The sequence below is a fragment of the Oleiharenicola lentus genome (assembly GCF_004118375.1).
Taxonomy (GTDB): domain Bacteria; phylum Verrucomicrobiota; class Verrucomicrobiia; order Opitutales; family Opitutaceae; genus Lacunisphaera; species Lacunisphaera lenta.
In genome coordinates, this window is sequence record NZ_SDHX01000001.1 from 791,898 (window position 1) to 813,629 (window position 21,732).

Sequence of the window (21,732 nt, forward strand, 5' to 3'; positions counted from 1 at the left end):
GCCTTGGGGCGCGGGCCGGGGAGTTTGCGTGGAAGCTCTGCCCGGTTCGGCGCCCCGGGGCGGTTAGAAAACAAAAGCCCGCGGAGCGATCCGCGGGCTTTTTGCTTGGTTGATATTTTCGGTGTCTTGGGGACAAGCCGCTTTACCTTTCACTCCCGCGTCGGGCGATCGGGGGCGGGGCCCTCGCGGCTGGAGAGGCTCTTGATATAGAGGACAAGGGACTCGATCTGGGCGTCGGTCAGCACGCCGGCGTAGCTCGGCATCTCGACCATGCCCTGCGTGACGCGGCGCTTCATCGGTTCGCGGATCTTTTCGCGCAGGTAGGCTTCGTCGGCGACGGCGGTGGTGCCGTCGGTGAAGCGGCGGCGCGAGTTGTAGAGGTTAAGCCAGGTCGGGCCGATGGTCGCGCGGGTCGTCGGGTCGGGGAAATGGCAGGCGGCGCAGCCGAATTGCACGGCCAGTTCCTGGCCGGCCTCGGCGGCGATCTGCTCGGGGGCCTTCGGCCGCTCGACGATGTCGCGCTTGTTCAGGTCAACGCCGGGGAAACCTTGCGCGGCGAGATTCTCCTCCCGCAACTGATGAACCGTGAAGAACACCACGCCGGGCGCGGCCGGTCCGCCGTCGGCGAACTTGAAGTCGTGCTTCAGCTCCAGCTGCATCGCGGGCGTGAGGTTCGGCAGGTGGATGAAGACGGAGCGGCCGTCGGCGGAGAGCACCGTCTGGCTCACGCCCTGCGGGGTGGTGCCGGGCCGGCCGTCGAGGGTGTAGTAGCCGCTGCCGTATTCGGCGCTGCGGAAATAGTTCCAGGCGCGGGATTGCACGGCGAGCGGTGTGACCGAGGCGGGATCGAGCGGGCGGGCGAACGTGAGCACGACGCCGTGGGCGTTGGAGCGGGCGGCGACGGGCGTGACGATCGGGCTGTCGGGATCGGGCCGCAGTCGGCCGAGCGACCACATGGTCTTGGTGCGCGTGCCCCAGATCTGGAAACCCGCGAACCACATGGCGCGGCTGTCGACGGCGCGGCGTCCGTGCAGCAGCGGCAAATCGGTTTCAAGTCCAAGCGGGATCACCGCCCCCTGCGGCGTGGGTGCGGCGAAGTCGGGCGAGATCAGGAAGAGCCGGCCGCGGCCGTAGGAGAGGTGCAGGAGCTTGTCGCTCCATATGCCAAAGCCCTCGCCGGGCGTCCAGACCTGCGAGGCCGACGAGGTGTCCTGCGCGTGGGGAATCCACACGAGCGGCGGAGTGAGTTTCTCGGGCGTGGCCTCGGGGAAGCCGAAGTTGTCGCCCTTCCGGAAAACGTAGCCCACCGACGCCGGCACAAAGTGGCCCTGCTGGTCGGTGCCGGTGACGGTGCCCGTGCGCGGATGCACCGTGACAAACGGTTCGCGGGCGGCGCGGGCGAAAACCTCGGAGCTGCGGCCGTCGGGCGAGATTTTCAGAATGGCACCGGCGTGGGGGGTGCCGGTGCCGCCGGACTGGATGCCGGTGCCGGTGGTGATGCCGCCCTGCGACACGTAGGTGGAGCCGTCGGGCCCGATCGCCATGTCGAGGGGGAAGGAGCGCGTGGTCTGGCTCTGGATGACGTGGTCGTTGAAGTTGTCGTAGCGGTCGGCCTCGCCGTTGGCGTCGGTGTCGGCGAGGCGCACGAGGCCGTTCTTGGTCCAGACCTGCACCGCGCCGGGCAGCGGGGCGGCGATGGCGAGCGGCTCATGCAGGCCGCTGGCGAAGCGGCGCCAGGTGACCTGCGCGAGCTCCGGGTCGGCCAGGCCGGTCACACGCCAGACATCGCCGTCGTAGGTGACGACCGCGGCCTCGTCGGCGGAAACGAAGGCGAGGTCGGCGGGACGGATGCGGCGTTTCCACGGATTCACCTCGGGTACGGGCACATGGTCGAGCACCCAGCCGTTTTGCCGGAGCCGGGCAAGTTTGGGTTCAGCGGTGGCGGTGCCGGGCCAGCGCGGCGTCGCGATGAGGGCGGGCGGAGCCGGGGTGGGGCCGGGCGCGGGCGCGTCGGCCGGGGCGAGGGCAAACGTGATTCGCTGGACACCCTTTGCCGGTGCGAGGCTCGCGACGAGGCCGTCGGCGGAGTCGGTGAAGGTGACGGCGGGCGAGTTGGCGGACAACTGGGCTCCGTTGGCCGGACGCCCGAGTGCGAAGTGCAGCGGCGTGGCGTGCGCGGCGATCTCGAGGTGGCGCAGCAGCTGGACGCCGCCATCGGTGTCGCGCGCCTCGAACCATTCGCGGACAAGCGTCTGGCCGACGCGGTAGCGCAGCACGGCGGTGGGGCCGGTGAGTTCGACGCCTTCAAAGCGGCCGACCGTTTCCGGCAGCGGCCCGCGGCCGGCGTCGCCCTCGCGGTTGGGCGGCCGCGGGTCGCTGAACAGGGCGTCGAAATCCGGGGCCGCGCCGGGGTTTAGGGCACTGGCCAGCAGCAGCGGGCCGGTGGGCTGGGGGTGGTCCGAGTAGGTGCGGGTGCGCGGATTTTTGTAGGAGATCTGCGCCATCGTGCGCTCCGAGACCGGCGGCTGGCCGGCCGGCACCAGCCAGATGGCGGCGACGCGCAGCAGCTCCTGGTCGAAGAGTACGGCGTGGCCGGAAGGCAGCGGCAGCAGCACACCGCGCACGACGAAGTGTTCCTTGGTCACCTCGACCTGGGTGTGGAATAACGGCTGGCCCGGCTCGAAGAACGGACCGGTTTCGGCGAAGGCCGCGGGAGACGGAGCGGCTTCCTGGGCGGAGAGTGGCAGGCACGCGACGAGCGTGACGATTGCGGAACCGATGCACGAAAGCAGGGAGGGGCGGGGAGTCATCACCAAGCGTGGGGCGGGGATTCAGGCGAATCGCATTACCCGCTGGCCGCGAGCGGATTTTTCACGCGGGTAGCCTGAATTGTTCAGCGACGGCGGGGGTTCCGGTTCCCTGAAGTGTCGGTCTCCGCACAGGCCGCGGCCGGTGCGAAAAACAGCCCTCCGCTTCCAGCGGACGAAGCGGACAGTTCAAGGTCTCGCCCATTCGTCTTCAACGTTGCGTTGGCGGGCACTTGGGCTTTCGTTCCGGCTATGCGTCTCCGTTGCCGCCACTTTGCCGTTCTGCCCGGGCTGGCTGCCGTGGCCGTTTTTGCGGCCGAGCCGGCCAAGCCTTCGCTCGACAGCCTGGTCAAGAATTCGCCTTTCGGCTCCGCGACCTCGCCGGGGGCCCCGGGCATGGAGTCGGGCACGTTGGAGTTTCGCGGAGTGATCGTGGACAACGGCGAGCCGCTCTTCAGCTTTTTCGAGCCGGCCAACCGCCAGTCGCAGTGGGTGAAGCTCAACGAGGCCGGCGCGCCCTACACGGTGCAGAGTTACGATCCCGACACCCAGTCGGTGAAGGTCCTCTATCGCGGCCAGCCGCTCAGTCTCGCGCTCAAGCGCGCCCAAATCATTGTGCAGGCGGCTCCGCCGGCGCCCATGCCTGCGCCCGGCGGTGCGCCCGGCGCGTCGCCCACGGCCGTGGTCAACCCGGCCGCCCCGTCGGCCGACGAGGCGGCGCGCCTCGCGCAGGTCGCCGAGGAGATTCGCCGCCGTCGGGCCCTCCGCAACCAGGGCGCCTCGCCGATCCCCCAGCCGCAGATTCAACCCACCCCCAACTCCCGGCCGGCCGCTCCGGTCCAAGTTCGTCCCTGATCTTTCCCGCCATGCGCCCCAACCGCCGCCTCCGCGCCTTCACCCTCATCGAAGTCATCGTCATGGTCGGCATCCTCGCGCTGCTGGCCACGCTTCTCATCACCAAAACCGACGGCATCTTCACCGGCGGCCAGGCGACGGTTGCGAAGATCTTTGTCCGCGACTCGCTCAAGACCGCGCTCGAGCGCTACCGCCTCGACACCGGCAGCTACCCGAGCACCGCGGAAGGACTCAACGCGCTGATCAGCGCCCCGGCCAACGGCTCCGCCAATTGGAAGGGGCCTTACCTCGACATCCCCGGCAACCAGATGCAGCCGGATCCCTACGGCCAGCCCTATCAATACCGATTCCCGGGCACGCATAACAAGGGCAGCTACGACCTTTTCTCCAAGGGATTCGACAAGACGGAAGGCACCGAGGACGACATCGGTAACTGGTGAACCACCGGGCCGTCTCCTGCGCATGACCGGTCGCACACGGCGCAGCTTGGGCCGGCTGCAAATCTCCCCGCACCGCGCCGCGCCCGGCCGGCGCGCATTTACCGTGCTGGAGGTCATCCTCGCGATCGCCCTGCTCGGGCTCGTGGCGGGCCTGTTCATCAGCGGCGGCAACGACCTCTTCCGCTCCCGGCAGCGCACACCGGCCGATATTTTTTGGGAAGCGGTGCAGGCTGCGCGGCTCCAGGCCGTGCAGGAGGATGTCGTCGTCACGATGCGTTTCGACGAAAAGGAGCAGCGCCTCATCTGGTCGGGTCCCGTTGCCGGCGCCGAGCGCAGTCTGGCCTGGCCGGGGAAAAATCTCGAGTTCCTGCCCGCCGAATCGAACGACACCGTCCTCATCGGCGGCCAGCTCGTCGGCACGGGCGCGCTGCCGGCGGTGCGCTTCCACGCCGACGGCACGACCGACCGCTTCCGTGTGCAGCTGACCGACGCCGAGGGTCGCGTCAGCCGCCTCGAGCTCGACCCTTGGACCGCCGCGCCCATCGTGCGTGCTACGACCTCGCCATGAAGCCGCTCCGGGATTCAGTTTGTCGGATTGGGCGCAGGGTCGGACCTTGGTCCGACCTCGTGCGTGAGGTCGGCGCCAGCGCCGACCCTGCGGTTCAATCCCCTTCGCCTGCATCCCGCCCGCGCCGCGGTTTCACCCTCATCGAGGTGCTGGTGAGCCTGGCGATTTTCGCGCTCGCGGCCGTCGTGCTCTCGGTGGCCTACCTCAACATCCTCGGCAGCTACCGCACGCTCGGCGCCGAGCAGCAGCTGGAGGAGCACTGGAAGCTCCTGCGCACCGTCGTGCTCAGCGAAGCCGAGAAGGAAAAGGTGGAGGAAGGCGGTCGCGTGGGTCTGCCCGACGGGCGCACGCTCACCTGGAAGGCCCTGATCGAGCCGACCGACATCGCCGACCTGTTTCGCCTCACGATCGAGGCCGATGCCCCCGGCGGCAACGGCACCGAGACGTGGCAACGCACGCAGACCATTTACCTGCTCCGCCCGGCCTGGTCGGAGCCCGGCGAGCGCGACCGCCTGCGCGAGCAAACGCGCCAGCGCATGGCGCAGGAGGAACGGTTGTGAAAATTTGTGACTCCGGGATCAGGACCACGGGTCGGCGCGGTTTCACTCTGATCGAGCTGCTGCTCGCGTTGGCCTTGCTCACGCTGCTCATGACGGCGCTGCTGACCTTCGTGTTCTCGATGGGCGCGATCTGGGGGCGGGGTGGCGAGAAGCGCCTGTTCGAGCAGCACGTGAACGCTGTCACGCGCCACGTCGAGTCGCTGCTGCGCCGGGCCGTGTGGCCGCGCGGCGCGGTGGGCGTGGCCGAGCCCTTTGCCATCCGCGAGGTGCGGCCCGCCAGCGGCCCGGTGGAAAACCTGCTCGGCTTCGAGCTGCTCGAGGGTGACCGGCTGATGGAGTGGCCCGGCGAGCCGCTGCCCGAGGTGCGCTGCCACCTCGCGGTCGTGCGCGAGCGCGGGCTGGTGCTCTACTGGCAGTCGCTGCTGGAGGAGGACGCCGACGAAAAGCCCCCGCGCGCCGCCGTGGTATCGCCGCTCGTGGCGCAGCTGCGCTACGCCTATCAGGACCCGACCAGCGGCACCTGGCGCACGGAGCTGCAGCTGCGGAAAAACAACAACGGCGAATGGCTCCTGCCCGACCGCCTCGTGCTCAGCTTCAAGCAGGATGCCTTCGAGGCGGAGCGCGAGCTCATGCTGCCCTACAGCGGCAGCCCGCCGGTTTTCTGATGAGTGCGCGCGTTGCCAGTTTCGTTGCTTCCCGCCGCCGCGGTTCCGTGGTGATCTTCGTGCTCGGCATCATCCTGCTGGCGGCGTTTCTCATCACGCGCCTCATGGACCGGGCGGCCGTGGATCTGGCCGCGGAGGCCAAAGCCGCCAAGCGCGCCGATTTGCGCGAGGAGGCGTTTTCCGCGCTGGAGGCCACGCTCGCCGTGCTCGCCGACCGCGCGGCCGTGGGCGAAGGCTTGCACGACGTGTCGGAGGGCTGGGACCGTCCGCTGGAGCTGATGGAGTATGTGCCCACCGAGGGCATGACAGCCGAGGTCACGGTCGCGGACGAGACCGGCAAGCTTTCACTCCCGCGCGCGGATGAGGAAAAACTCACCGCCTACCTCGAGGCCGTGGGCTGCCCGGCGACCTCCACCGACCGAGTGGTGGACGCGCTGCTGACGTGGACCAAGCCCGATCACGTCTCGCTGGAAGGCGACGTGTTGGAATACCCGACCGCGCCGCTGCCCTACGCCGCGCCGCAGCGGGCGCTGCGTTCCTTCGAGGAGCTGCGCGCGATTCCGGCGGTGCGTGAGGTGTTTTTCGACGAGCACGGCCGGTGGAACGAAGTGGGGCAGCGCTTCCGCGCCGGGGCCTCGCTGTTTTCCTTCAATTCGACCAACGTGAACTCCGCCGTCGGCGACGCGCTGCTCGCGCACGGGCTTGACCGCAGCCGCGTGGCCGCCATCGAGGCCTCGCGCCGCGAAAAGGCGCTCGGCTCGTCCTTCTACCGCTCGCCCGCCGAGCTGGCCGGCGCGTGGGGCCGCGACGCCACTCCGCCGGGCCTCGGCACCGAGGCGCAGTGCCTGCATGTGGTCGTGCGCGTGCGCTTCGGCGGACGTGAGCAGCGGCTCGACGCCTGGGTCGGGCGCCCCGGCGGAGTCGCCCCCGGCCGGGCCGCCCGCACCGAGGCGCGCCAGGCCGGCGAGCAACAAACCGCGTCGGCTCCCGCTTCCGTGCGGAACAATCCGCGCAAAAGGTTGGACTACCCGTTCCAGATTCTGGAACTTCGTGAGAACGACGGCTCCTGAACCCCGCCCATGTCCAAGCCCGCTCCCTCCGGCCCGCCTCCCGTCCCCGCCTCCCGCGGCGGCACGGTGCTGCTGCCGGCGACCAAGTTTTTCGTGCGCCGCATCCCGCTCGTGGCCGGACAGGACGCCGCCGCCCAGGCCGAGCTGGCGCTCGAAACCATCGGGCCCTTTGCGCCCGGCCAGCTTTACCACGGGCACTGCCCCTCGGCCGACGGCACGCAGGCGCTGGTGTTCGCTGCCTACCGCAAGAATTTCACCGCCGACGACACCGCGCGCTGGAGCGACGCCGACGCCGTGCTCCCGGGTTTCGTCGTCCTGGCCCGGCAGGCCGCCCCGGCCTCGGCCGAGGTCTGGCTGCACGAGAGCTCCGGCAACGTGGCCGCGATTCTCTGGGACGGCGCGGGTCCGGTGCCCGCCGGCGTGCTGGCCCGCGACATCGGCGAGCGCGCCGCCGGTGCCGTGGCGGATGAACTGGCCAACGAGGCCCGGCAACGCCTCGGCGCGCCGACGGCGTCCGTGAAACATTTCCAGGGCGACCCCGTCGCCGCCCCGCTGGAGAAGGAGGGCCTCGCGCTCACGCTGCGCGACCGCAAGGCCGCGTTCTCTCCCGCCGAGCTGCGCGCGATGGACGTGCGCGACAAGGCCGACCTCGCCGCCCAGACCGGCCGCCGCACGCGCGACCGGCGCCTGTGGTTCGCGTTTGCCGCCGCCGCCGCGTTGCTTGCCGCCTGCGTGCTGGGCGAAGCGGGCCTGCAGATTTCCAAGGCGGTGCTCGGCCGCCAGCGCGCGAAGCTGGAGGCCGGCGATGCCGCCGTGCAGCGCCTCCGCCAGGCCAGCGATGTCGTCACCCGGCTCGAACAGCTCGCCGGGCAGAGCCTGCGGCCCTTCGAGATGATTGCGCTGATCAACGAGGCGCGGCCCAAGACGCTGGAATTTCTCCGCGCCTCGACGGCGAGCACCAATCCGCGGCAGCTCGAGATCGAGGCCCAGACCGGAAACGCCGCCGATCCGCAGGCCTACGAGCAGGCGCTGGCGAGCATCGCCGCGGTCGAAAAGGTCGAGCTGCGCGACCTGCGCACGAGCGGCGGGCGCACGACTTTCCTCGTCGCCGTCACCTTCAAGCCAGGTTTCGCCGGGCAGGGGGGCGCGCGATGAAAAAGTTTTTCAACGAACGGCTGCTCCGCGAGCGGCTGCTGATGCTGGTCTTCGTGGCCATCGGCGCCGTCTGGTGGGGTTCCGAACTCATCACCCGCGTGCGCGGCAATGTGCAGGCGTGGTCGTCGCTCCAGGCCGACGCCGAGGTGCAGCGCCTGTGGCTTTCCCAGGAAGCAACCGTCACGCAGCGCACCGCCGAGGTGGCGAGCCGCCTCGACACCGGCAAGACGATGAACGCCGCGCAGGCCTTCGCCGAGGTCAACCGGCTCGCGCAGGGGCTGTCCGTCGAGATGGGCGCGCAGCGCACGGACCGCACCGACACCTTTTCGTTGCACAGCCTGCAGGTCACTTTCCGCCGCGTGGACATGGCCGGCCTGCTCCGTTTCTACGAAGGCGTGATGTCCCGCGCGCCCTACGTCGGCATCGACCAGTGCACGATCTCCGCCGACCGCGCCACCCCCGGCATGGTCAACGCCGTGTTCCGCGTGTATGCGGTCGAAGCGGCGAAGTCTGAAGCGGGCAAGTGAGTCAAAGTTAGAGTCTAGAAGACGCTGCTTCGAGGAAGGCGCTTCTCCACTGGGGAATCTGATTAAGCCTACCGGCAGGCTCACTGCCTTCTAGTCACCAATGTTCGTATTACGAACATCCGCTGGGGGCCCCAGAGTGAAACGAGGGAGCAATGTTCGTAATACGAACATTGGTGCGCGGGAGGTCGGGACAGATCAAGAGGGGGAAATCTTACACATCGGCAGGCGTTATGTGCCAGCGAAGGCGGTCCCGGTCGTCACTACAGTCAAACGATCAGGGGGCTAAATTTGGCATCCTCACGCCCGACGGCGCCAGAGCGGAATCAGGCCCAGCGCAAGCAGCAGCCAGGTCGTGGGCTCGGGGACGGCTTCGAAGTTGGCGAGGACGAGGCTGCTGGGGGAGAAGATGCTGGCGGCGCCGTAGTGGACTTCGAAGGAGCCGAAGCCGTCGGCGGTCCAGAGGCGCTGGCCGTTGGCGACGTTGGCGAAGCTGCCGGTGAGGGTGGCGCCGGAGTTCAGGAGCGTGAAGGTGTTGGCGCCGAGGATCGAGTTTTGGAAGCCGCCGGAGAAATCGAGGGCCAGCGAACCGCTGAGGACGAGGGCGCTGCTGACGGCCACGAGGCCGTAGTCGGTGCCGGCGGTCGTGCCGCCGAGGCTGAAACTGAGAACGCTGGTGGGAGCGAGCGAGAGGCCGGCGACAAAGCTCAGCGTGCCGGCGTCGGTGTGAATCTCGCCGGCGTTGCTCACGCCGACATCCTGGAAGGTGGTGAGGCCGGTGCCGGCCTTGTGGTAGGTGCCGCTGGCAGCGTTGGTGAAGGTGTAGGCGCCGCCATAGTCGTTCTTGAAGGCGCTGGCGCCGGCGCTGGTGCCGGGCGCGGTGCTGGTGCCGAGGTCGTGCCAGAGCCCCTCGTTGGTGATGCTGCCGCCGTTGCCCGAGCGGAAGCGTCCGCCGGTCCAGCTGAGCGTGCCCTGGTTGACGAGGATCCGGGTGTTGAAGTCGCGTTCGGCGGTGCCGCTGACGGTGAGCGTGGTGCCGGTGCCGAGGGTGGTGGTGCCGGCGGAGTTCCAGTCGCTTCCGTTCCAGGTCAGCGCCGAGTTGGCAAAGGTGTGCGTGCCGACCAAGGTGCCGCCCGTGTGGGTGAGATGGGAGACGGTGACCGTGCCGTTGACCGTCAGGGTGCCGCCGGTGGCCTGGTAGAGGCCGGCGCCGGTGAGCGACGAACCGGTCGCGAGGGTGTAACTGTTGCTGAAGACCGTGTTTGCCCCGGAGGCGGTGACCATCGTGCCCACGTTCGTGCCGCCGCCGTTGAGGAAGAGATTGCCGCTTTGCACGCTGATCGCACCGTCGTTGAGAAGGGGGACGTCCTGGAAGTGGGTGTTGCCGGAGCCGGTCTTGTTGTAGGTGGCGCCGGCGGCGTTGGTGAAGGTGTAGGTGCCGCCGTAGTCGTTCTTGAAGGCAGAGGCGCCGGAGGAGGTGGCACCCAGCGAGCTGGTGCCGGTGTCATTCCACTGGCCCTGATTCACGATGCTGCCGTCGTTGCCGGAGCGGAGACGGCCGGCGGTCCAGTTGACCGTGCCCTGGTTGACGAAGTCGCGGGTGTTGAAATCGTGCTCGGCGGCCGTTGCGATGTTGAAGGTGCTGCCCGCGAGGTTGGTGGTGGTACCGGTGGTGTTGAAATCGCCGGTGTTCCAGGTCACGGTGCCGGCGAGGCTGTGGGTGCCCGCGAGGGTGGCACTATAAACCTGCAGGTGGCTGAGGTTGACCGTGCCGGTGAGGGTGATGGCGCCGCCGTAGGTCTCGATCGTGCCGGCGCCCAGCAGGCTGGAGCCGTTGGCCAGCGTGAAGCCGTTGCCAAAGGTGAGGGTTGCGCCGGCGCCGGTCGTGATGGTGCCGTTGTTGGTGCCGCCGGCCACGAGGTAGAGCATACCGGCGGTCACGTTCATCGTGCCGTCGTTGGTGAGCGCGACGTCCGTGAAGATGGTGTTGCCGGAGCCGGATTTGGTGTAGGTGGCACCGGCGGCGTTGGTGAAGGTGTAGCTGCCGCCGTAGTCGTTCTTGAAGGAACTCGCGCCAGGGCTGTTGCCCGAAAGGCCGCTGGTGCCGGTGTCGTTCCACTGGCCCTGGTTGAGGATGCTGCCGCCATTGCCGGAGCGGAGACGGCCGGCGCTCCAGTTGATGGTGCCGGCGTTGACGAGGTCGCGGGTATCGAAGTCGTGCTCGGCGGGGCCGCTGATGTTGAGGATGCTGCCCGTCGGGTTGGTGGTGGTGCCGGCGGTGTTCCAGTTGCCGGTGCTCCAGGTGACGGTGCCGTTCCACGAGTGGGTGCCGGCCAGGGTCGCGCCGTTGAGAAGGAGATGGGAGAGGGTGACGCTGTTGTTGAGCGTGAGGGTGCCGCCGGTGGCCTGGATGGTGCCGGTGCCCGTGAGGGTGGAGCCGGTGTCGAGGGTGTAGCTATTGACGAGACTGAGGGTGGCGCCGGAGGCGGTGGCGATGGTGCCGGTGTTGGTGCCGCCACCGCTGAGCACGAGCGTGCCGGCGTTGACGTTGACGATACCGGCGTTGTTGAATCCGACATCCTGGAAGGTCGTGGTGCCGGTGCCGGACTTGGTGTAGGTGCCGGTGGCGGAGTTGGAAAAACCGTAGGCGCCGCCGTAGTCGTTCTTGAAGGCGCTGGCGCCGGCGACGGTGCCGCCGAGCACGCTGGTGCCGGTGTCGTTCCAGAGACCGTCGTTGACGATGCTGCCGCCGTTGCCCGAGCGGAGGCGTCCGCCGGACCAGTTGACGGTGCCCTGGTTGAAGAGATCGCGTCCGTCGAAGTCGTGTTCGTTGCCGCTGGTGATCGCGAGGGTGGTGCCGGAGCCGAGGGTGGTGATGGCGATGCCGTTCCAGTTGCCGCTGTTCCAGTCGAGGGCGGAGCTCGTGAAGGTGTGGGTGCCGCCGAGCGTGCCGCCCGTGAGGCTGAGGTTGGAAACCGTGACGATGCCGCTGGCGGTGAGCGTGCCGCCGGCGAGCTGGTAGGTGCCCGCGCCCGTCAGCGCGGAACCGGTGGCGAGGGTGTAGCTGTTGGTGAACACCGTGCTCGCGCCGGAGGCGGTGACCATGGTGCCGGTGTTGGTGCCGCCGCCGTTCAGGTAGAGGATGCCGGCGGTGACATTGACGGCGCCGTCGTTGGTGAAGCCGACGTCGAAGAAGTGGGTGTGGCCTGAGCCGGACTTGTTGTAGGTGCCCGTCGCAGTGTTGGTGAAGCCGTAGGCGCCGCCGTAGTCGTTCTTGAAGGCCGAGGCGCCGGCGCTGGTGGCGCCGAGGGTGCTGGTGCCGGTGTCGTTCCAGATGCCCTGATTGGAAATGCTGCCGCCATTGCCGGAGCGGAGGCGACCCTCCGCCCACTCGATCGTGCCCTGGTTGGTCACCGCGACCGCATTGAAATCGTGCTCCGCGCTCGTCGTGATGAGCATCGACTGCCCGGAAGTGAGCAGCGAGGCGGGAATCGTGCCGTTGTTCCAGGTGTAAGTGAACTGGGCCGAGAGTCGGATGGCCCCCGCCAGACCGGCGGCAACCAACAGCAAGAGACGGGTGGAACAGGTCGGGCGCATGGAAACGAGGTCTGTTGGTTGAATCCAACCCTGCCGATTTCGCCGCGCCCAGGCGAGCGGATATATTCCGAGGGACGCTGGGCCACATTTCCGTCCGCCGCCGGCCCGGGGCCTGCCCCGATACTCTCTTACACTTTACTTTTTACCGCACGGAGGACTCCGGGGAACGCACGGCGGCGGACGAAGAAGATGACCTAGCTTTTGGCCGGCTTGCGGCCGAGCAGACGGCGGCAAGCGAGGGCGACGCCGGTGTAGGCGAGCACAACGCCAGCGAGGGAGGCGAGGCCGGCGATGGCTTGAGCCCATGGGCCAAGCGCTTCGCCGGTATGGAGGAAGCGGGTCCAGGCGCGCACCTTGCGGGCGGCGGAGAGGTCGGCGTAGCCGTCGCGTTGGAGCAACGCGCCGGTGAAGGGATCAAATTGGAGCGTGGTGGCCGCCGTGCGCGGCCAAGTGCCCGGTTCGCGCACGGTGAAGATCGCGGCCGTAGGCTTGGCGGGATCGGGCCGGTGGGCGAAACGGAAGCTGACGCTCGACCATCCAGGCATTTCGCGCTCTACGGTGGCGAGCAGGACGTCACGGGAAACGGCTTTCGCGCCGACGGCCGGTGCGGGCACGGTGGCGGCCGGCGGCGGGGCGCCGCTGCTCTGCGGGCCGCTGGCGGGCAGCGGCGTGCCGGTGAGCGTGTAGGTGAGTTTCGCGGCCCAGGGGAAAGAGATCGGCATGGCCGTGAGCGTGAGGCCGATCAGCACGGGGGCGGACCAGAAGCCGAGGACGTTGTGCCAGTTCCAATCACGCGCGCGCGCCGAGGTGTTTTGCGTGAACCAGATGCCAGGACGAAGCGCACGCCACGAGAGCGTTCGCGGCCACCACAGCACGAGGCCCGAAACGGCGAGGAAGCAGAACACAATGTTGGCGATGCCGGTCACGAGCTTGCCGTTGGGGCGGGATTTCTCGCCGGAGAATCCCAGGTAGCGGTGCCACTCGAACATCGTCTGCATGAAGCGGCCCATCGCATAGGACGCGGTCTGGCGCACCTCGCCCGTGTAGGGATTGACGTGATAGCCCTCGGTGCGGCTGACGGTGAATGCGACTGCGGTGAGCGGGTCGCGCGACACGACGATGTTGCCGGGTTTGGCGTCGGGGAAGGCCGTCCGCAGGCGGCTGGCGAGTTCTTCCACGCCCAGGCGCGGCGTGCCGGGGACGGGAGCGGCGACCTGCCGCGCGTCGCGCTCGGCCCAGGCGATCAGTTCCTTCTCGAAGGCGAGGGCCGTGCCCGTGAAGCAGAGCACGGCGATCACGAGACCGCAGATGACGCCGGCGGCGAGATGGAGCCAGAAAAGGACGGAGCGGAGCGTGGACATGCGCGGACTGGCGTGGGTCGCTTAGAACGAGGTCGTCAGGCTCACACGGAAGGCACGGGGCGAGCCGGGCGTGATGTTGTTGTTGCTGTGAGCCGAGGCGTAGTAGTGGCGGTCGAGGATGTTCTCGACGTTGAGCTGGGCCCGGAAACGGTCGTTGAGCCGGTAAAACACCGCGGCGTCGAGGCGCACGAAGGAGGGCAGTGTGACGGTGTTGTCGGCCGAGGCGAAGATGGTGTCGCGGTAGATCGCGCCAAGGCCGAGGCCGAAGGTGCGGTTGAAGTCGTAGCGGTTCCACAGCGAGAGCGTGTGGCGCGGGAGCTGCGCGAGGCGGCGGCCGGCGACAACGGTGGCCGACTGGGTGGTCAGGATTTCGCCGTCCTGGTAGGCGTAGCCGCCGGAGACGCTCCAGTTCTTGGTGAGGCGGCCGGTGAGGCCGAGCTCGACGCCCTCGGCGCGCTGGCCGTCCACGAGGAGGGACTTGGTGGAGTCGGCGGGGTCGGTGATGACGACGTTGGTGCGGTCGAGGCGATAGACGGCGGCGGTAAAGGCGAGGTCGGGGCGCAGGTCCCACTTCACGCCGATCTCCTTATTGTTGAACTCCTCGGGGTCGAAAGCGCGGTTGGTCGCGGTGAGCGAGGCCAGTTGCTCGCCGGCGCGGGGGACGAACGACATGGTGTAGCTGGCGTAAACGGAGACGTTGCTGGCGGGCTTGAACACGAGACCGGCGCGGGGCGAGAGCATTTCGTCGGCGCTGTCGAGGGCGGCGCCGGTGCGGTTGTTCAGGAAGTCCACCGTGAAGCGCTCGTAGCGGAGGCCGGCGATGGCCTGAAGCTGCGGGAGGAGCGTGACCTGGTCCTGCGCATACACGGCGAAAGTCTTCGCGACGCCATGGTTGTTGGCGTCGGTGGCGCTCGGGCGGAACGAGACGGGCAGGGTGGTGCGCGGGTTGGCGAGCGCGACGCTGATGGAGGTGGTGGTCGGGCTGACGGTCTCGAAGTAACCGGTGAGGCGCACGTTGTCGGTTTCCTGGCGCGCGACCTCAAGGCCGGTGAGAAAGTGGTGCTTCACGGTGCCGGTCTCGGCGAAGAACTCGAGGTCGGTCTGGTTGAAGAAGTTTTCGCGGTCGGTAGCCTGGTTGTAGGCAGAGAGGGCAACGGTGGTGGCGGTGGCGTTCACGGCGCCGGGGAAGATGTTTTGGTAGAACTTGTCATAGACGCTGTAGCGCGTGTGGTTGCGCAGGGTGACTCCGCGGCCGAAGCGGTGTTCCAAGACGGCGAAAGTGGAATTGACCGTGGCCTCGACGGGGCTCTGCGCCGGGTCGCCGAAAAACACCGAAGCGTCGGTGACGAGCGGGCGGCCTTGGAACGACGAGACCCCGCGGTCGGCGACGCGCTCATCGTGGAAATATTCGTAGCCGAAGCGCAGCGTCGTGGCCGGGGCGACGGACCAGGCGAAGGTCGGGTTCAGGCCGTGGCGCTTCAGCGTGAAGCCGTCGCGGTAGCTTTCGCTGTCCTCGTAGAGACCGCTGAGGCGGTAGGCGAAGGCGTTGGTGGCGGCGGAGCCGTAGTCGAGCGTGGCGCGGAAGTGGGAGTCGGAGCCGGCCTGCAGGGTGAGTTCACGGAGCTCGCGGCCGTGGGCCTGCTTGGTCACGCGGTTGAGGAGCCCGCCGGAGCCGCCGCGGCCGAAGATCATGGCGTTGGGTCCCTTCAGGACCTCGACGCGGTCCACGTTGTAGAGGTCGCGCAGGTATTGGACGTCGTCGCGCACGCCATCCACGAAGAAGTCGGCGGTTGTGCTGTTGCCGCGCATGACGGGGGTGTCGCGGTTGCCCTCGCCCTGGGCAATACCCACGCCGGGGACATAGCGGGTGACGTCGCCGATGCTGAGCATGGCTTGGTCGGTAATGAGTTCGCGCGTAATCACCGAAATGGACTGCGGCACATCCACCAGTGCGGTATCGGTCTTGGTGGCCGTGATGCTGCGCTGAATCGCGTAGCTGTCCTCGGCCTGCGAGCCGGTCACCTCAAGCTTGTCGAGATGAAGGATCTCATTGGCGGGAGGCAGGTAACTGGGTGTGTGATCGGCCAAAGCAAAGCCGGTGGCGGCGATTACAACGCCCGCGGTGGAGGCGAAGGCTTTGCGAAACAGGGCTTGAGAAGGAGCTGAGCGCATGGAAGTGAGATTCGTTCTCGTTAAGATTGAGACACAGTCTCTAGTCAACAATGATTTTGAGAATTCGTCTCAAGATTCTCTAATGACCCGGTATTGACTTGTGCAAGTAGCTGGTTTCTAAGGTATCTATGACAAGTGACCTCGCCGTCGATCTGGGCGAAAAAAGTTATCCGATTCATTTCCCGTCCGATGCCTCGGCGGCGATTCGGGAGATGTTGGCGACCAACGTGGCGGCTGGACGCAGCAACATCCTGCTGACGGACGACGGCGTGGCGCGCGCGCAGTCGAAGTTTCTGGCCGATACCTTCGGTGCAACGCCGCGTTTGATCGTGCCGGCGGGTGAGCGCACGAAATGCTTGGAGACCTTCGGCAAGGTGCTCGATTTCCTCGCGGCGAACCGCGTGAACCGTCAAGGCGTGTTGTGGGTGGTCGGCGGCGGGGTGGTGGGCGACCTCGGCGGCTACTCCGCCGCGAGCTACCTGCGGGGCATCAGCTATGTCCAGGTGCCGACCACGCTGCTGGCGATGGTGGACAGCTCGGTCGGAGGCAAGACCGGCATCAATCTCACGGCGGGCAAGAATCTCGTCGGTGCGTTCCACCACCCGAAGGCGGTCTTCATTGGGCGCGAGTTTCTCCAGACGCTCCCGCCGCGCGAATTCGCCGCCGGCATGGCCGAGATCGTCAAATACGGCCTGCTGGGCGACGCCGCGCTCTTTGCCCAGCTGGAGCAAAAGCCGGTGGACGCCCGCAGCACCGAGCTGGCGGATGTGATCCGTCGCTGTTGCCAGCTGAAGGCCGAGATCGTGAAGGCCGACGAATTCGAGCGCGCCCCCGAGGGCGGCCGGGCGTTGCTGAACCTCGGTCACACCTTCGGCCACGCGGTCGAGCAGGTGACGGGTTACACGACCTACCTGCATGGCGAAGGCGTCGCCATCGGGCTGGCCGCAGCCGCGCGCCTCTCGCACAAGCTCGGCCTGCTCACGCCGGAGGACATTACCCGGGTCGAGAAAACCGTCGCCGCGCACAACCTTCCGATCCGTCTCCGCGGTCCGCTGCCGCTGGCCGAACTCCAGAACGCCACCACCCGGGACAAGAAGAACCGCGCCGACGGCGTGCGCTTCGTGGTCATGCCGTCGCTCGGCCGCGCCGCCACCCGCTCGGGCATCGCGCCGTCCACGGTCGAGGCCGTCTGGCGCGAAGTGGGGGCCACGTAATTTGGGATTTTAGATTCTCGATTTTTGATTTACTGCTGGTCCTTCGGATTCCCGGAAAATCAATCGAGAATCGAGAATCGAGAATCCAAAATCAAATATCCCTAATGTCCGCCATCGACGAAGGCATTGTCCGCGAGTATTTCGAGCAGGCTGGTTTTTTTGTGCGCCAAGCTCGCAAATACACCTTGGGCGCCAAGCGTGGCGTCGGCGAGGAGGTCATCGACCTGCTGGTCTTCAATCCGGGCTGGCAGCGCGGCTCGCGCAAGCCGGACTTTTTCCTCTTTCCGAACGAGTTGCCCTTCGTGCAGCGCGCGGTCGTTAGCATCAAGGGCTGGCACGCGGCCGGCCGCTTCACGCCCAGCACGCTGCGCAACCAGCCGGAGATTTTCCGCTTCCTCGAGCAAAACGTGCTGAAGGAGGCTTCGCGGTTCTTTCCCGAGACCAACGAGGAGACGAAGGAAACGCTCACCAAGATCCTTGTGCTGCCCGGCCTGCCCACGGCCGAGCCTTTCCGCTCGCAGGCGGTGGCGATGCTCAAGGAGGCCGGCGTGGACGCGGTGATTTCCTTCCGCGCCATGCTGCTCGACCTGATCGAGCGCGTGGAGCTGAACCGCAACTACGGCAAGAGCGACACGCTGCAGCTCATCCGCATCCTGAAGAACTACGACCTGCTCGTGGACCCGCAGATGGACCTGCTCCCCACGAAGCGCCCGCGCGGCAACGACTGATGAACATCCACCCGACCGCCATCGTGGAGGACGGCGTGCAGCTGGGCGCCGGTTGCGTGATCCATCCCTATGCCGTCGTCAAACGCGGTACCGTGCTGGGCGAAGGCGTCGCCGTGCATCCGTTCGCGGTCGTGGGCGGCGATCCGAACTTCCTGAAATTCGACCCCGCCACGGTGAGCGGCACCCGCATCGGTGCGGGCACCGTCATCCGTGAGCACGCCTCCATCAACCGCTCCATCTACGCGGGCAAGGACACGGTGGTCGGGGCGCGCTGCTTCCTGATGGCGAACGCGCATGTGGGCCATGATTGCACCGTGGGCAACGACGTGGTCTTCGCGACCAATGTCATGCTCGGCGGGCACGTGGACGTGGGCGATTTCACCTTTCTCGGCGGCGGGGCCGGCGTGCATCAGTTTTGCCGCATCGGCGAGGGTGTGATGGTCGCGGGTCTCGCGCGCATCACGCAGGACCTTGCCTCGTTTCTGCTCGTGGCCGAACGCAACGAGGTGTCGGGGCTGAACCTGATCGGCCTCAAGCGCCGCGGCGTTGCCCGCGAGGCCATTGCCGAGCTAAAGGACGGCTATCGCGCCGTCTTTGTCGGCGGCGATCCGCGGAAGCTTGCCGCTGCGCGCCTGGCGGCCGGGGTGCGCAGTGCCGAGGCGCGGCGGTTCCTGGAGTTTTTCGCCGGTGGCAAGCGCGGCTTTGCGCGGCCGGCGCTCGGCGGGGCCGCTTCCGAGGACGTGGAATGAAACCCCTCGCGCTCACCTGTGGCGACCCCGCCGGGGTCGGCCCCGAGATCATCGCCGCATGGCTGGCGGCGCAGCCCGCGGGAAGGACGGAGGTCGCGGTGATTGGTCCGCAACGCTGGCTCGATTCGCTCCCGACCGGTCCGCAAAAGGTGGCGGTGGGGCTGGAGGATTTTGCCGCCACGCCCGGCCGGCCCGACGGCGACGGCGCCCTCGTCGCTTGGGCGGCGATGGAGCGCGCCGCCCTAGGCACGCAAGCGGGGGAATTTTCGGGCGTCGTCACCGGTCCGGTCAGCAAGGAGCGGCTTGCCGCCATCGGCTACCCGCATCCGGGGCAGACGGAGTTCTTTGCCGCGAGCTGGGGCGGCGATCCGGTCATGGGCTTTTGCGGCGGCCGGCTGCGCGTGGCCCTTGCGACGTGGCACATCCCGCTGCATCAGGTCGGGCGGGCGCTCGGGCCGCACCTGTTGCACCGCACGGTCGCGGCCGCCGCCGAACTGGCGCGGGCCGACGGCATCGCCGTGCCGCGCATCGGTGTCTGCGGACTCAACCCGCACGCCGGCGAAGGCGGGCTGCTGGGCTACGAGGAAAAAGATTTTCTCAATCCGGCGCTGGAGCACCTTCAGCCGGAGTTTCCCGGGTTGTCGCTGTGCCAGCCGGGCGACACGCTCTTTGCGCGGGCCCTGCGCGGGGAGTTCGACGTGGTGGTCGCCCTCTACCACGACCAGGGGCTCGCGCCGCTCAAGACCGTGGACTTTGACGAAGCGGTGAACGTTTCCCTCGGCTTGCCCTTCGTGCGCACGAGCCCCGACCACGGCACGGCCTTCGGCATCGCGGGGCAGGGGAAGGCCAGCCCGCGCAGTTTTGCCAATGCGGTGGAAGTGGCCCGGCGCTTGATTAAACTCCGGTCCGGGGCATAAGTGGGGACGTTTGAGTACCGCCACCACAGTCCCGCCGCCCGCCGAGGGCGTCCGCGAAGGCAACGAGAACCTCGTGCGCCTGACCGCGTCCGCCGGCGCCAAGGTGGCGGCCCTCATCGCCCGGGACCGCGCCGGCGATTACCTGCGCATTGCCATCACCGGGGGCGGTTGCAACGGCTTGAGCTACAAGCTGCGTTTCGCCCCGGAACCCAAGCGCGGCGACATCCTCGTCCGCAGCGCCGGTGTGCCCACCCTGGTGGACGCCAAGACCGCCCTCTACCTCAAGGGCACCGTGCTCGACTATTCGGACAAGATGATCGGCGGCGGCTTCAAGTTCACCAACCCCAACGCCAAGGCCTCCTGTTCCTGCGGCGAGAGCTTCAGCGTGTGACGATTTTCCCTCTGGAAATAGGTGTTGTCATTGTCCGTCCCCGGGGCAAAACGTCCTCCCCGACATACCTGAACAGCAAAACCAACTGAATGGCACTATCCTCTCCCTCGCCTGGCGGCCGCCTCCCCTACAATCGCGATCCGCGTCGTAACAACGACCCCTATGCGGCCATCCGCCGCAATCATCGCATCAAGTCGCCCCAGGTCCGCGTGATCAGTCCCGAAGGCCGCCAGCTCGGCATCATGGACACGCCGAAGGCCATCGCGCTCGCGCTGCAGTTCAACCTGGATCTGGTCGAGGTCGCCGCCGCCGCCACGCCGCCCGTGTGCCGCATCATGGATTTCGGCAAATACGTTTACGAGGAGCAGAAGAAGCACGCGCACAACAAGCCCGCGGGCACGAAGCTCAAGGAGATCGAGTTCACCGTCCGCATCGAGAAGGGCGATTTCAACACCAAGCTCCGCCACGCCGAGGAGTTCCTCGACCATGGCAACAAGGTGAAGCTCCGCCTGAAATTCCGCGGCCGCGAGATGGCTCATCCCGAGATGGGCTTCGACCTGATGAAGAAGGCGCTGGAGGAGCTCTCCACCATGGGGCACCCCGACGCCGAGCCGAAGCTCACCGGCAAGCAGATCAACGTCATGCTCTCGCCGCTCCCGGCGAACAAGCGCAAGCCCAAGCTCCATGTGCGCGAGCACGGCCAAGCTCCGGTTGAGCACGGCCATGCCCCCGAGCAGCCCTCCGCGCCGCCCGCGGCGGAATGAACCGGCGGACCGTCGCCATGGCGCGGCACTCGGCACGCGGCCTGTTTGTGCTCGGCCTCCTGACCCTGGCCGCCTGCGCCTCGGCGCCGGGAAAACCGCCGTCGGTCCCGCCCGCTCCGCCGGCCTCGGCGTCCGCGACCAAGCCGGCGGCGCAGCCCAACGCCCCATCACCCGAGGCCGCACCGCGGCCCGCGCCCGCGCGGCCGGCCCATCTCTGGCCCTTCACCAAGATCCAGGGTGTCGAGTGGGTGAAGCTCGATGATGTCGCCGCGCACTTCCGGCTGAAGACCGCGTGGAGCAAACCCGGCGCGGAGCTGACGCTCTCCGACGCGCGCGGCGTGCGTTTCCGCTTCGAGGCGAACCAGCGCGATTTTTATCTCGATGGCGTGCGCGTCTTCCTGGGCCGTTCCGCGCTGCTGCACCGCGCCGGGCTCTGGGTCACGCGATTGGATGTCATCAAGACCATCGGGCCCCTGCTCCGGCCGGAGGACCATCTCGCCTTCCTGCCGGCGGCGCCGCCCAGGACTATCGTGATCGACGCCGGCCACGGCGGCAACGACCCCGGCAAGCAGAACCTCAAGCTCAAGCTCGACGAGAAGGACATGACGCTCGATGTCGTGCTCCGGCTCAAGAAACTGCTCGAGCTGCGCGGCTACACGATCCGGCTCACGCGCGAAAAGGACGATCGGCTCGCCAACGAGCAGCGCGCCGATCTGGACCGCCGCGCCGCAGTCTCCCGGGACGCGAAGGCCGACCTCTTTCTCAGCATTCATTTCAACGCCGTCGAGCCCAAGGATGCCGCGCGCGTCACCGGCACCGAGACCTATGTGCTCACCCCGCAGTTCCAGTGGTCGAGCACGGACAACAGCGGCGACTCGCTCACCAACACCGCCTTTCCCGCCAACCGGCAGGACACGGCCAACGTCGTGCTCGGTTACCAGCTGCATCGCGCCATGCTGGCCGGGCTCAAGACCTCCGACCGCGGTTTCAAGCGCGGACGGCTGCGGGTGCTGCTCCTGCCCGAGTGTCCGGCGGCGCTGCTGGAGGCCGCTTACCTTTCCAACGACAAGGAGGCCGCCCGGGTGGGCACGCCGGAGTTTCGTCAGCAGATCGCCGAGTCGATCGCCGAGGGCGTGCAGTCGTATGCGGCGCTGATCGCCGCCTTGCGTGCGCCGCCGCCTCCGGCCAAATAGGC

General features: G+C 67.8%; 19 protein-coding genes. 15 read left to right on the forward strand and 4 right to left on the reverse strand.

From position 1 onward, the window contains the following. Positions 1 to 149: 149 nt before the first annotated feature. The gene (locus ESB00_RS03175) at positions 150 to 2,810 is read right to left on the reverse strand and encodes a DUF6797 domain-containing protein (protein WP_129046278.1); all 2,661 of its coding nucleotides are present in this window, start codon (positions 2,808 to 2,810) and stop codon (positions 150 to 152) included. Positions 2,811 to 3,059: 249 nt separating this feature from the next. Between ESB00_RS03175 and ESB00_RS03180 the strand changes: the two genes are divergently transcribed. The 8 genes from ESB00_RS03180 to ESB00_RS03215 are packed head-to-tail and all read left to right on the forward strand — an operon-like array spanning position 3,060 to position 8,647. Then, a complete protein-coding gene (locus tag ESB00_RS03180; protein WP_129046279.1) occupies positions 3,060 to 3,662 on the forward strand; it encodes a hypothetical protein in 603 nt (200 codons plus the stop codon). A gap of 11 nt (positions 3,663 to 3,673) precedes the next feature. Beyond that, the gene (gene gspG, locus ESB00_RS03185; protein ID WP_129046280.1) at positions 3,674 to 4,102 is read left to right on the forward strand and encodes a type II secretion system major pseudopilin GspG; all 429 of its coding nucleotides are present in this window, start codon (positions 3,674 to 3,676) and stop codon (positions 4,100 to 4,102) included. A 22-nt stretch (positions 4,103 to 4,124) separates the two neighbouring features. Further along, the gene (locus tag ESB00_RS03190; protein ID WP_129046281.1) at positions 4,125 to 4,670 is read left to right on the forward strand and encodes a pilus assembly FimT family protein; all 546 of its coding nucleotides are present in this window, start codon (positions 4,125 to 4,127) and stop codon (positions 4,668 to 4,670) included. 59 nt (positions 4,671 to 4,729) lie between these two features. Next, positions 4,730 to 5,230, forward strand: a complete 501-nt coding sequence (locus tag ESB00_RS03195; protein ID WP_218938672.1) for a prepilin-type N-terminal cleavage/methylation domain-containing protein — start codon at positions 4,730 to 4,732, stop codon at positions 5,228 to 5,230. Next, positions 5,227 to 5,895, forward strand: a complete 669-nt coding sequence (locus tag ESB00_RS03200) for a prepilin-type N-terminal cleavage/methylation domain-containing protein (protein ID WP_129046283.1) — start codon at positions 5,227 to 5,229, stop codon at positions 5,893 to 5,895. Before ESB00_RS03195 ends, ESB00_RS03200 begins: the two co-directional genes overlap by 4 nt. After that, on the forward strand, positions 5,895 to 6,965 hold the full coding sequence (locus ESB00_RS03205) for a type II secretion system minor pseudopilin (RefSeq protein ID WP_164975998.1): 1,071 nt from the start codon (positions 5,895 to 5,897) through the stop codon (positions 6,963 to 6,965). The genes ESB00_RS03200 and ESB00_RS03205 overlap by 1 nt, the downstream gene beginning before the upstream one ends. 9 nt (positions 6,966 to 6,974) lie before the next feature. Continuing rightward, positions 6,975 to 8,120: a hypothetical protein gene (locus tag ESB00_RS03210; protein ID WP_129046285.1), complete on the forward strand. Its 1,146-nt coding sequence runs from the start codon at positions 6,975 to 6,977 to the stop codon at positions 8,118 to 8,120. Further along, positions 8,117 to 8,647: a hypothetical protein gene (locus ESB00_RS03215; RefSeq protein ID WP_129046286.1), complete on the forward strand. Its 531-nt coding sequence runs from the start codon at positions 8,117 to 8,119 to the stop codon at positions 8,645 to 8,647. Before ESB00_RS03210 ends, ESB00_RS03215 begins: the two co-directional genes overlap by 4 nt. Before the next feature lie 297 nt (positions 8,648 to 8,944). Here ESB00_RS03215 and ESB00_RS19540 read toward each other — a convergent pair whose 3' ends face one another. The 3 genes from ESB00_RS19540 to ESB00_RS03230 form a co-directional block, all read right to left on the reverse strand. Next, positions 8,945 to 12,241 carry a beta strand repeat-containing protein gene (locus ESB00_RS19540; protein ID WP_164975999.1) on the reverse strand — a complete coding sequence of 1,099 codons (3,297 nt, stop codon included), beginning with the start codon at positions 12,239 to 12,241 and terminating at the stop codon, positions 8,945 to 8,947. A 194-nt stretch (positions 12,242 to 12,435) separates the two neighbouring features. Next, positions 12,436 to 13,602: a PepSY-associated TM helix domain-containing protein gene (locus ESB00_RS03225; protein ID WP_129046287.1), complete on the reverse strand. Its 1,167-nt coding sequence runs from the start codon at positions 13,600 to 13,602 to the stop codon at positions 12,436 to 12,438. Between the two features lie 21 nt (positions 13,603 to 13,623). Then, positions 13,624 to 15,774 (reverse strand): TonB-dependent receptor, encoded by a 2,151-nt coding sequence (locus ESB00_RS03230; protein WP_129046288.1) that lies wholly within the window; start codon positions 15,772 to 15,774, stop codon positions 13,624 to 13,626. Between the two features lie 128 nt (positions 15,775 to 15,902). Between ESB00_RS03230 and aroB the strand changes: the two genes are divergently transcribed. The 7 genes from aroB to ESB00_RS03265 all read left to right on the forward strand — a co-directional run bounded on the left by aroB (position 15,903) and on the right by ESB00_RS03265 (position 21,730). Then, on the forward strand, positions 15,903 to 16,988 hold the full coding sequence (gene aroB, locus ESB00_RS03235) for a 3-dehydroquinate synthase (protein WP_129046289.1): 1,086 nt from the start codon (positions 15,903 to 15,905) through the stop codon (positions 16,986 to 16,988). Between the two features lie 104 nt (positions 16,989 to 17,092). Next, entirely contained in the window at positions 17,093 to 17,716 is a 624-nt protein-coding gene (locus ESB00_RS03240) for a hypothetical protein (RefSeq protein ID WP_129046290.1), read from the forward strand. Next, positions 17,716 to 18,465: an acyl-ACP--UDP-N-acetylglucosamine O-acyltransferase gene (lpxA, locus tag ESB00_RS03245; RefSeq protein WP_129046291.1), complete on the forward strand. Its 750-nt coding sequence runs from the start codon at positions 17,716 to 17,718 to the stop codon at positions 18,463 to 18,465. Before ESB00_RS03240 ends, lpxA begins: the two co-directional genes overlap by 1 nt. Continuing rightward, entirely contained in the window at positions 18,462 to 19,382 is a 921-nt protein-coding gene (pdxA, locus tag ESB00_RS03250; protein ID WP_129046292.1) for a 4-hydroxythreonine-4-phosphate dehydrogenase PdxA, read from the forward strand. The genes lpxA and pdxA overlap by 4 nt, the downstream gene beginning before the upstream one ends. Before the next feature lie 10 nt (positions 19,383 to 19,392). Then, entirely contained in the window at positions 19,393 to 19,773 is a 381-nt protein-coding gene (locus tag ESB00_RS03255; protein ID WP_129046293.1) for a HesB/IscA family protein, read from the forward strand. 89 nt (positions 19,774 to 19,862) lie between these two features. Then, the gene (infC, locus tag ESB00_RS03260; RefSeq protein WP_129046294.1) at positions 19,863 to 20,537 is read left to right on the forward strand and encodes a translation initiation factor IF-3; all 675 of its coding nucleotides are present in this window, start codon (positions 19,863 to 19,865) and stop codon (positions 20,535 to 20,537) included. A 17-nt stretch (positions 20,538 to 20,554) separates the two neighbouring features. After that, on the forward strand, positions 20,555 to 21,730 hold the full coding sequence (locus ESB00_RS03265) for an N-acetylmuramoyl-L-alanine amidase family protein (RefSeq protein ID WP_164976000.1): 1,176 nt from the start codon (positions 20,555 to 20,557) through the stop codon (positions 21,728 to 21,730). Positions 21,731 to 21,732: the final 2 nt, after the last annotated feature.

Coding starts and splice junctions, on each gene's coding strand:
- ESB00_RS03175 (WP_129046278.1), bottom strand. CDS start 2,810: ATGACTCCCCGCCCCTCCCTGCTTTCGTGCATCGGTTCCGCAATCGTC.
- ESB00_RS03180 (WP_129046279.1), top strand. CDS start 3,060: ATGCGTCTCCGTTGCCGCCACTTTGCCGTTCTGCCCGGGCTGGCTGCC.
- gspG (WP_129046280.1), top strand. CDS start 3,674: ATGCGCCCCAACCGCCGCCTCCGCGCCTTCACCCTCATCGAAGTCATC.
- ESB00_RS03190 (WP_129046281.1), top strand. CDS start 4,125: ATGACCGGTCGCACACGGCGCAGCTTGGGCCGGCTGCAAATCTCCCCG.
- ESB00_RS03205 (WP_164975998.1), top strand. CDS start 5,895: ATGAGTGCGCGCGTTGCCAGTTTCGTTGCTTCCCGCCGCCGCGGTTCC.
- ESB00_RS03210 (WP_129046285.1), top strand. CDS start 6,975: ATGTCCAAGCCCGCTCCCTCCGGCCCGCCTCCCGTCCCCGCCTCCCGC.
- ESB00_RS03215 (WP_129046286.1), top strand. CDS start 8,117: ATGAAAAAGTTTTTCAACGAACGGCTGCTCCGCGAGCGGCTGCTGATG.
- ESB00_RS19540 (WP_164975999.1), bottom strand. CDS start 12,241: ATGCGCCCGACCTGTTCCACCCGTCTCTTGCTGTTGGTTGCCGCCGGT.
- ESB00_RS03225 (WP_129046287.1), bottom strand. CDS start 13,602: ATGTCCACGCTCCGCTCCGTCCTTTTCTGGCTCCATCTCGCCGCCGGC.
- ESB00_RS03230 (WP_129046288.1), bottom strand. CDS start 15,774: ATGCGCTCAGCTCCTTCTCAAGCCCTGTTTCGCAAAGCCTTCGCCTCC.
- aroB (WP_129046289.1), top strand. CDS start 15,903: ATGACAAGTGACCTCGCCGTCGATCTGGGCGAAAAAAGTTATCCGATT.
- ESB00_RS03240 (WP_129046290.1), top strand. CDS start 17,093: ATGTCCGCCATCGACGAAGGCATTGTCCGCGAGTATTTCGAGCAGGCT.
- lpxA (WP_129046291.1), top strand. CDS start 17,716: ATGAACATCCACCCGACCGCCATCGTGGAGGACGGCGTGCAGCTGGGC.
- pdxA (WP_129046292.1), top strand. CDS start 18,462: ATGAAACCCCTCGCGCTCACCTGTGGCGACCCCGCCGGGGTCGGCCCC.
- infC (WP_129046294.1), top strand. CDS start 19,863: ATGGCACTATCCTCTCCCTCGCCTGGCGGCCGCCTCCCCTACAATCGC.
- ESB00_RS03265 (WP_164976000.1), top strand. CDS start 20,555: ATGGCGCGGCACTCGGCACGCGGCCTGTTTGTGCTCGGCCTCCTGACC.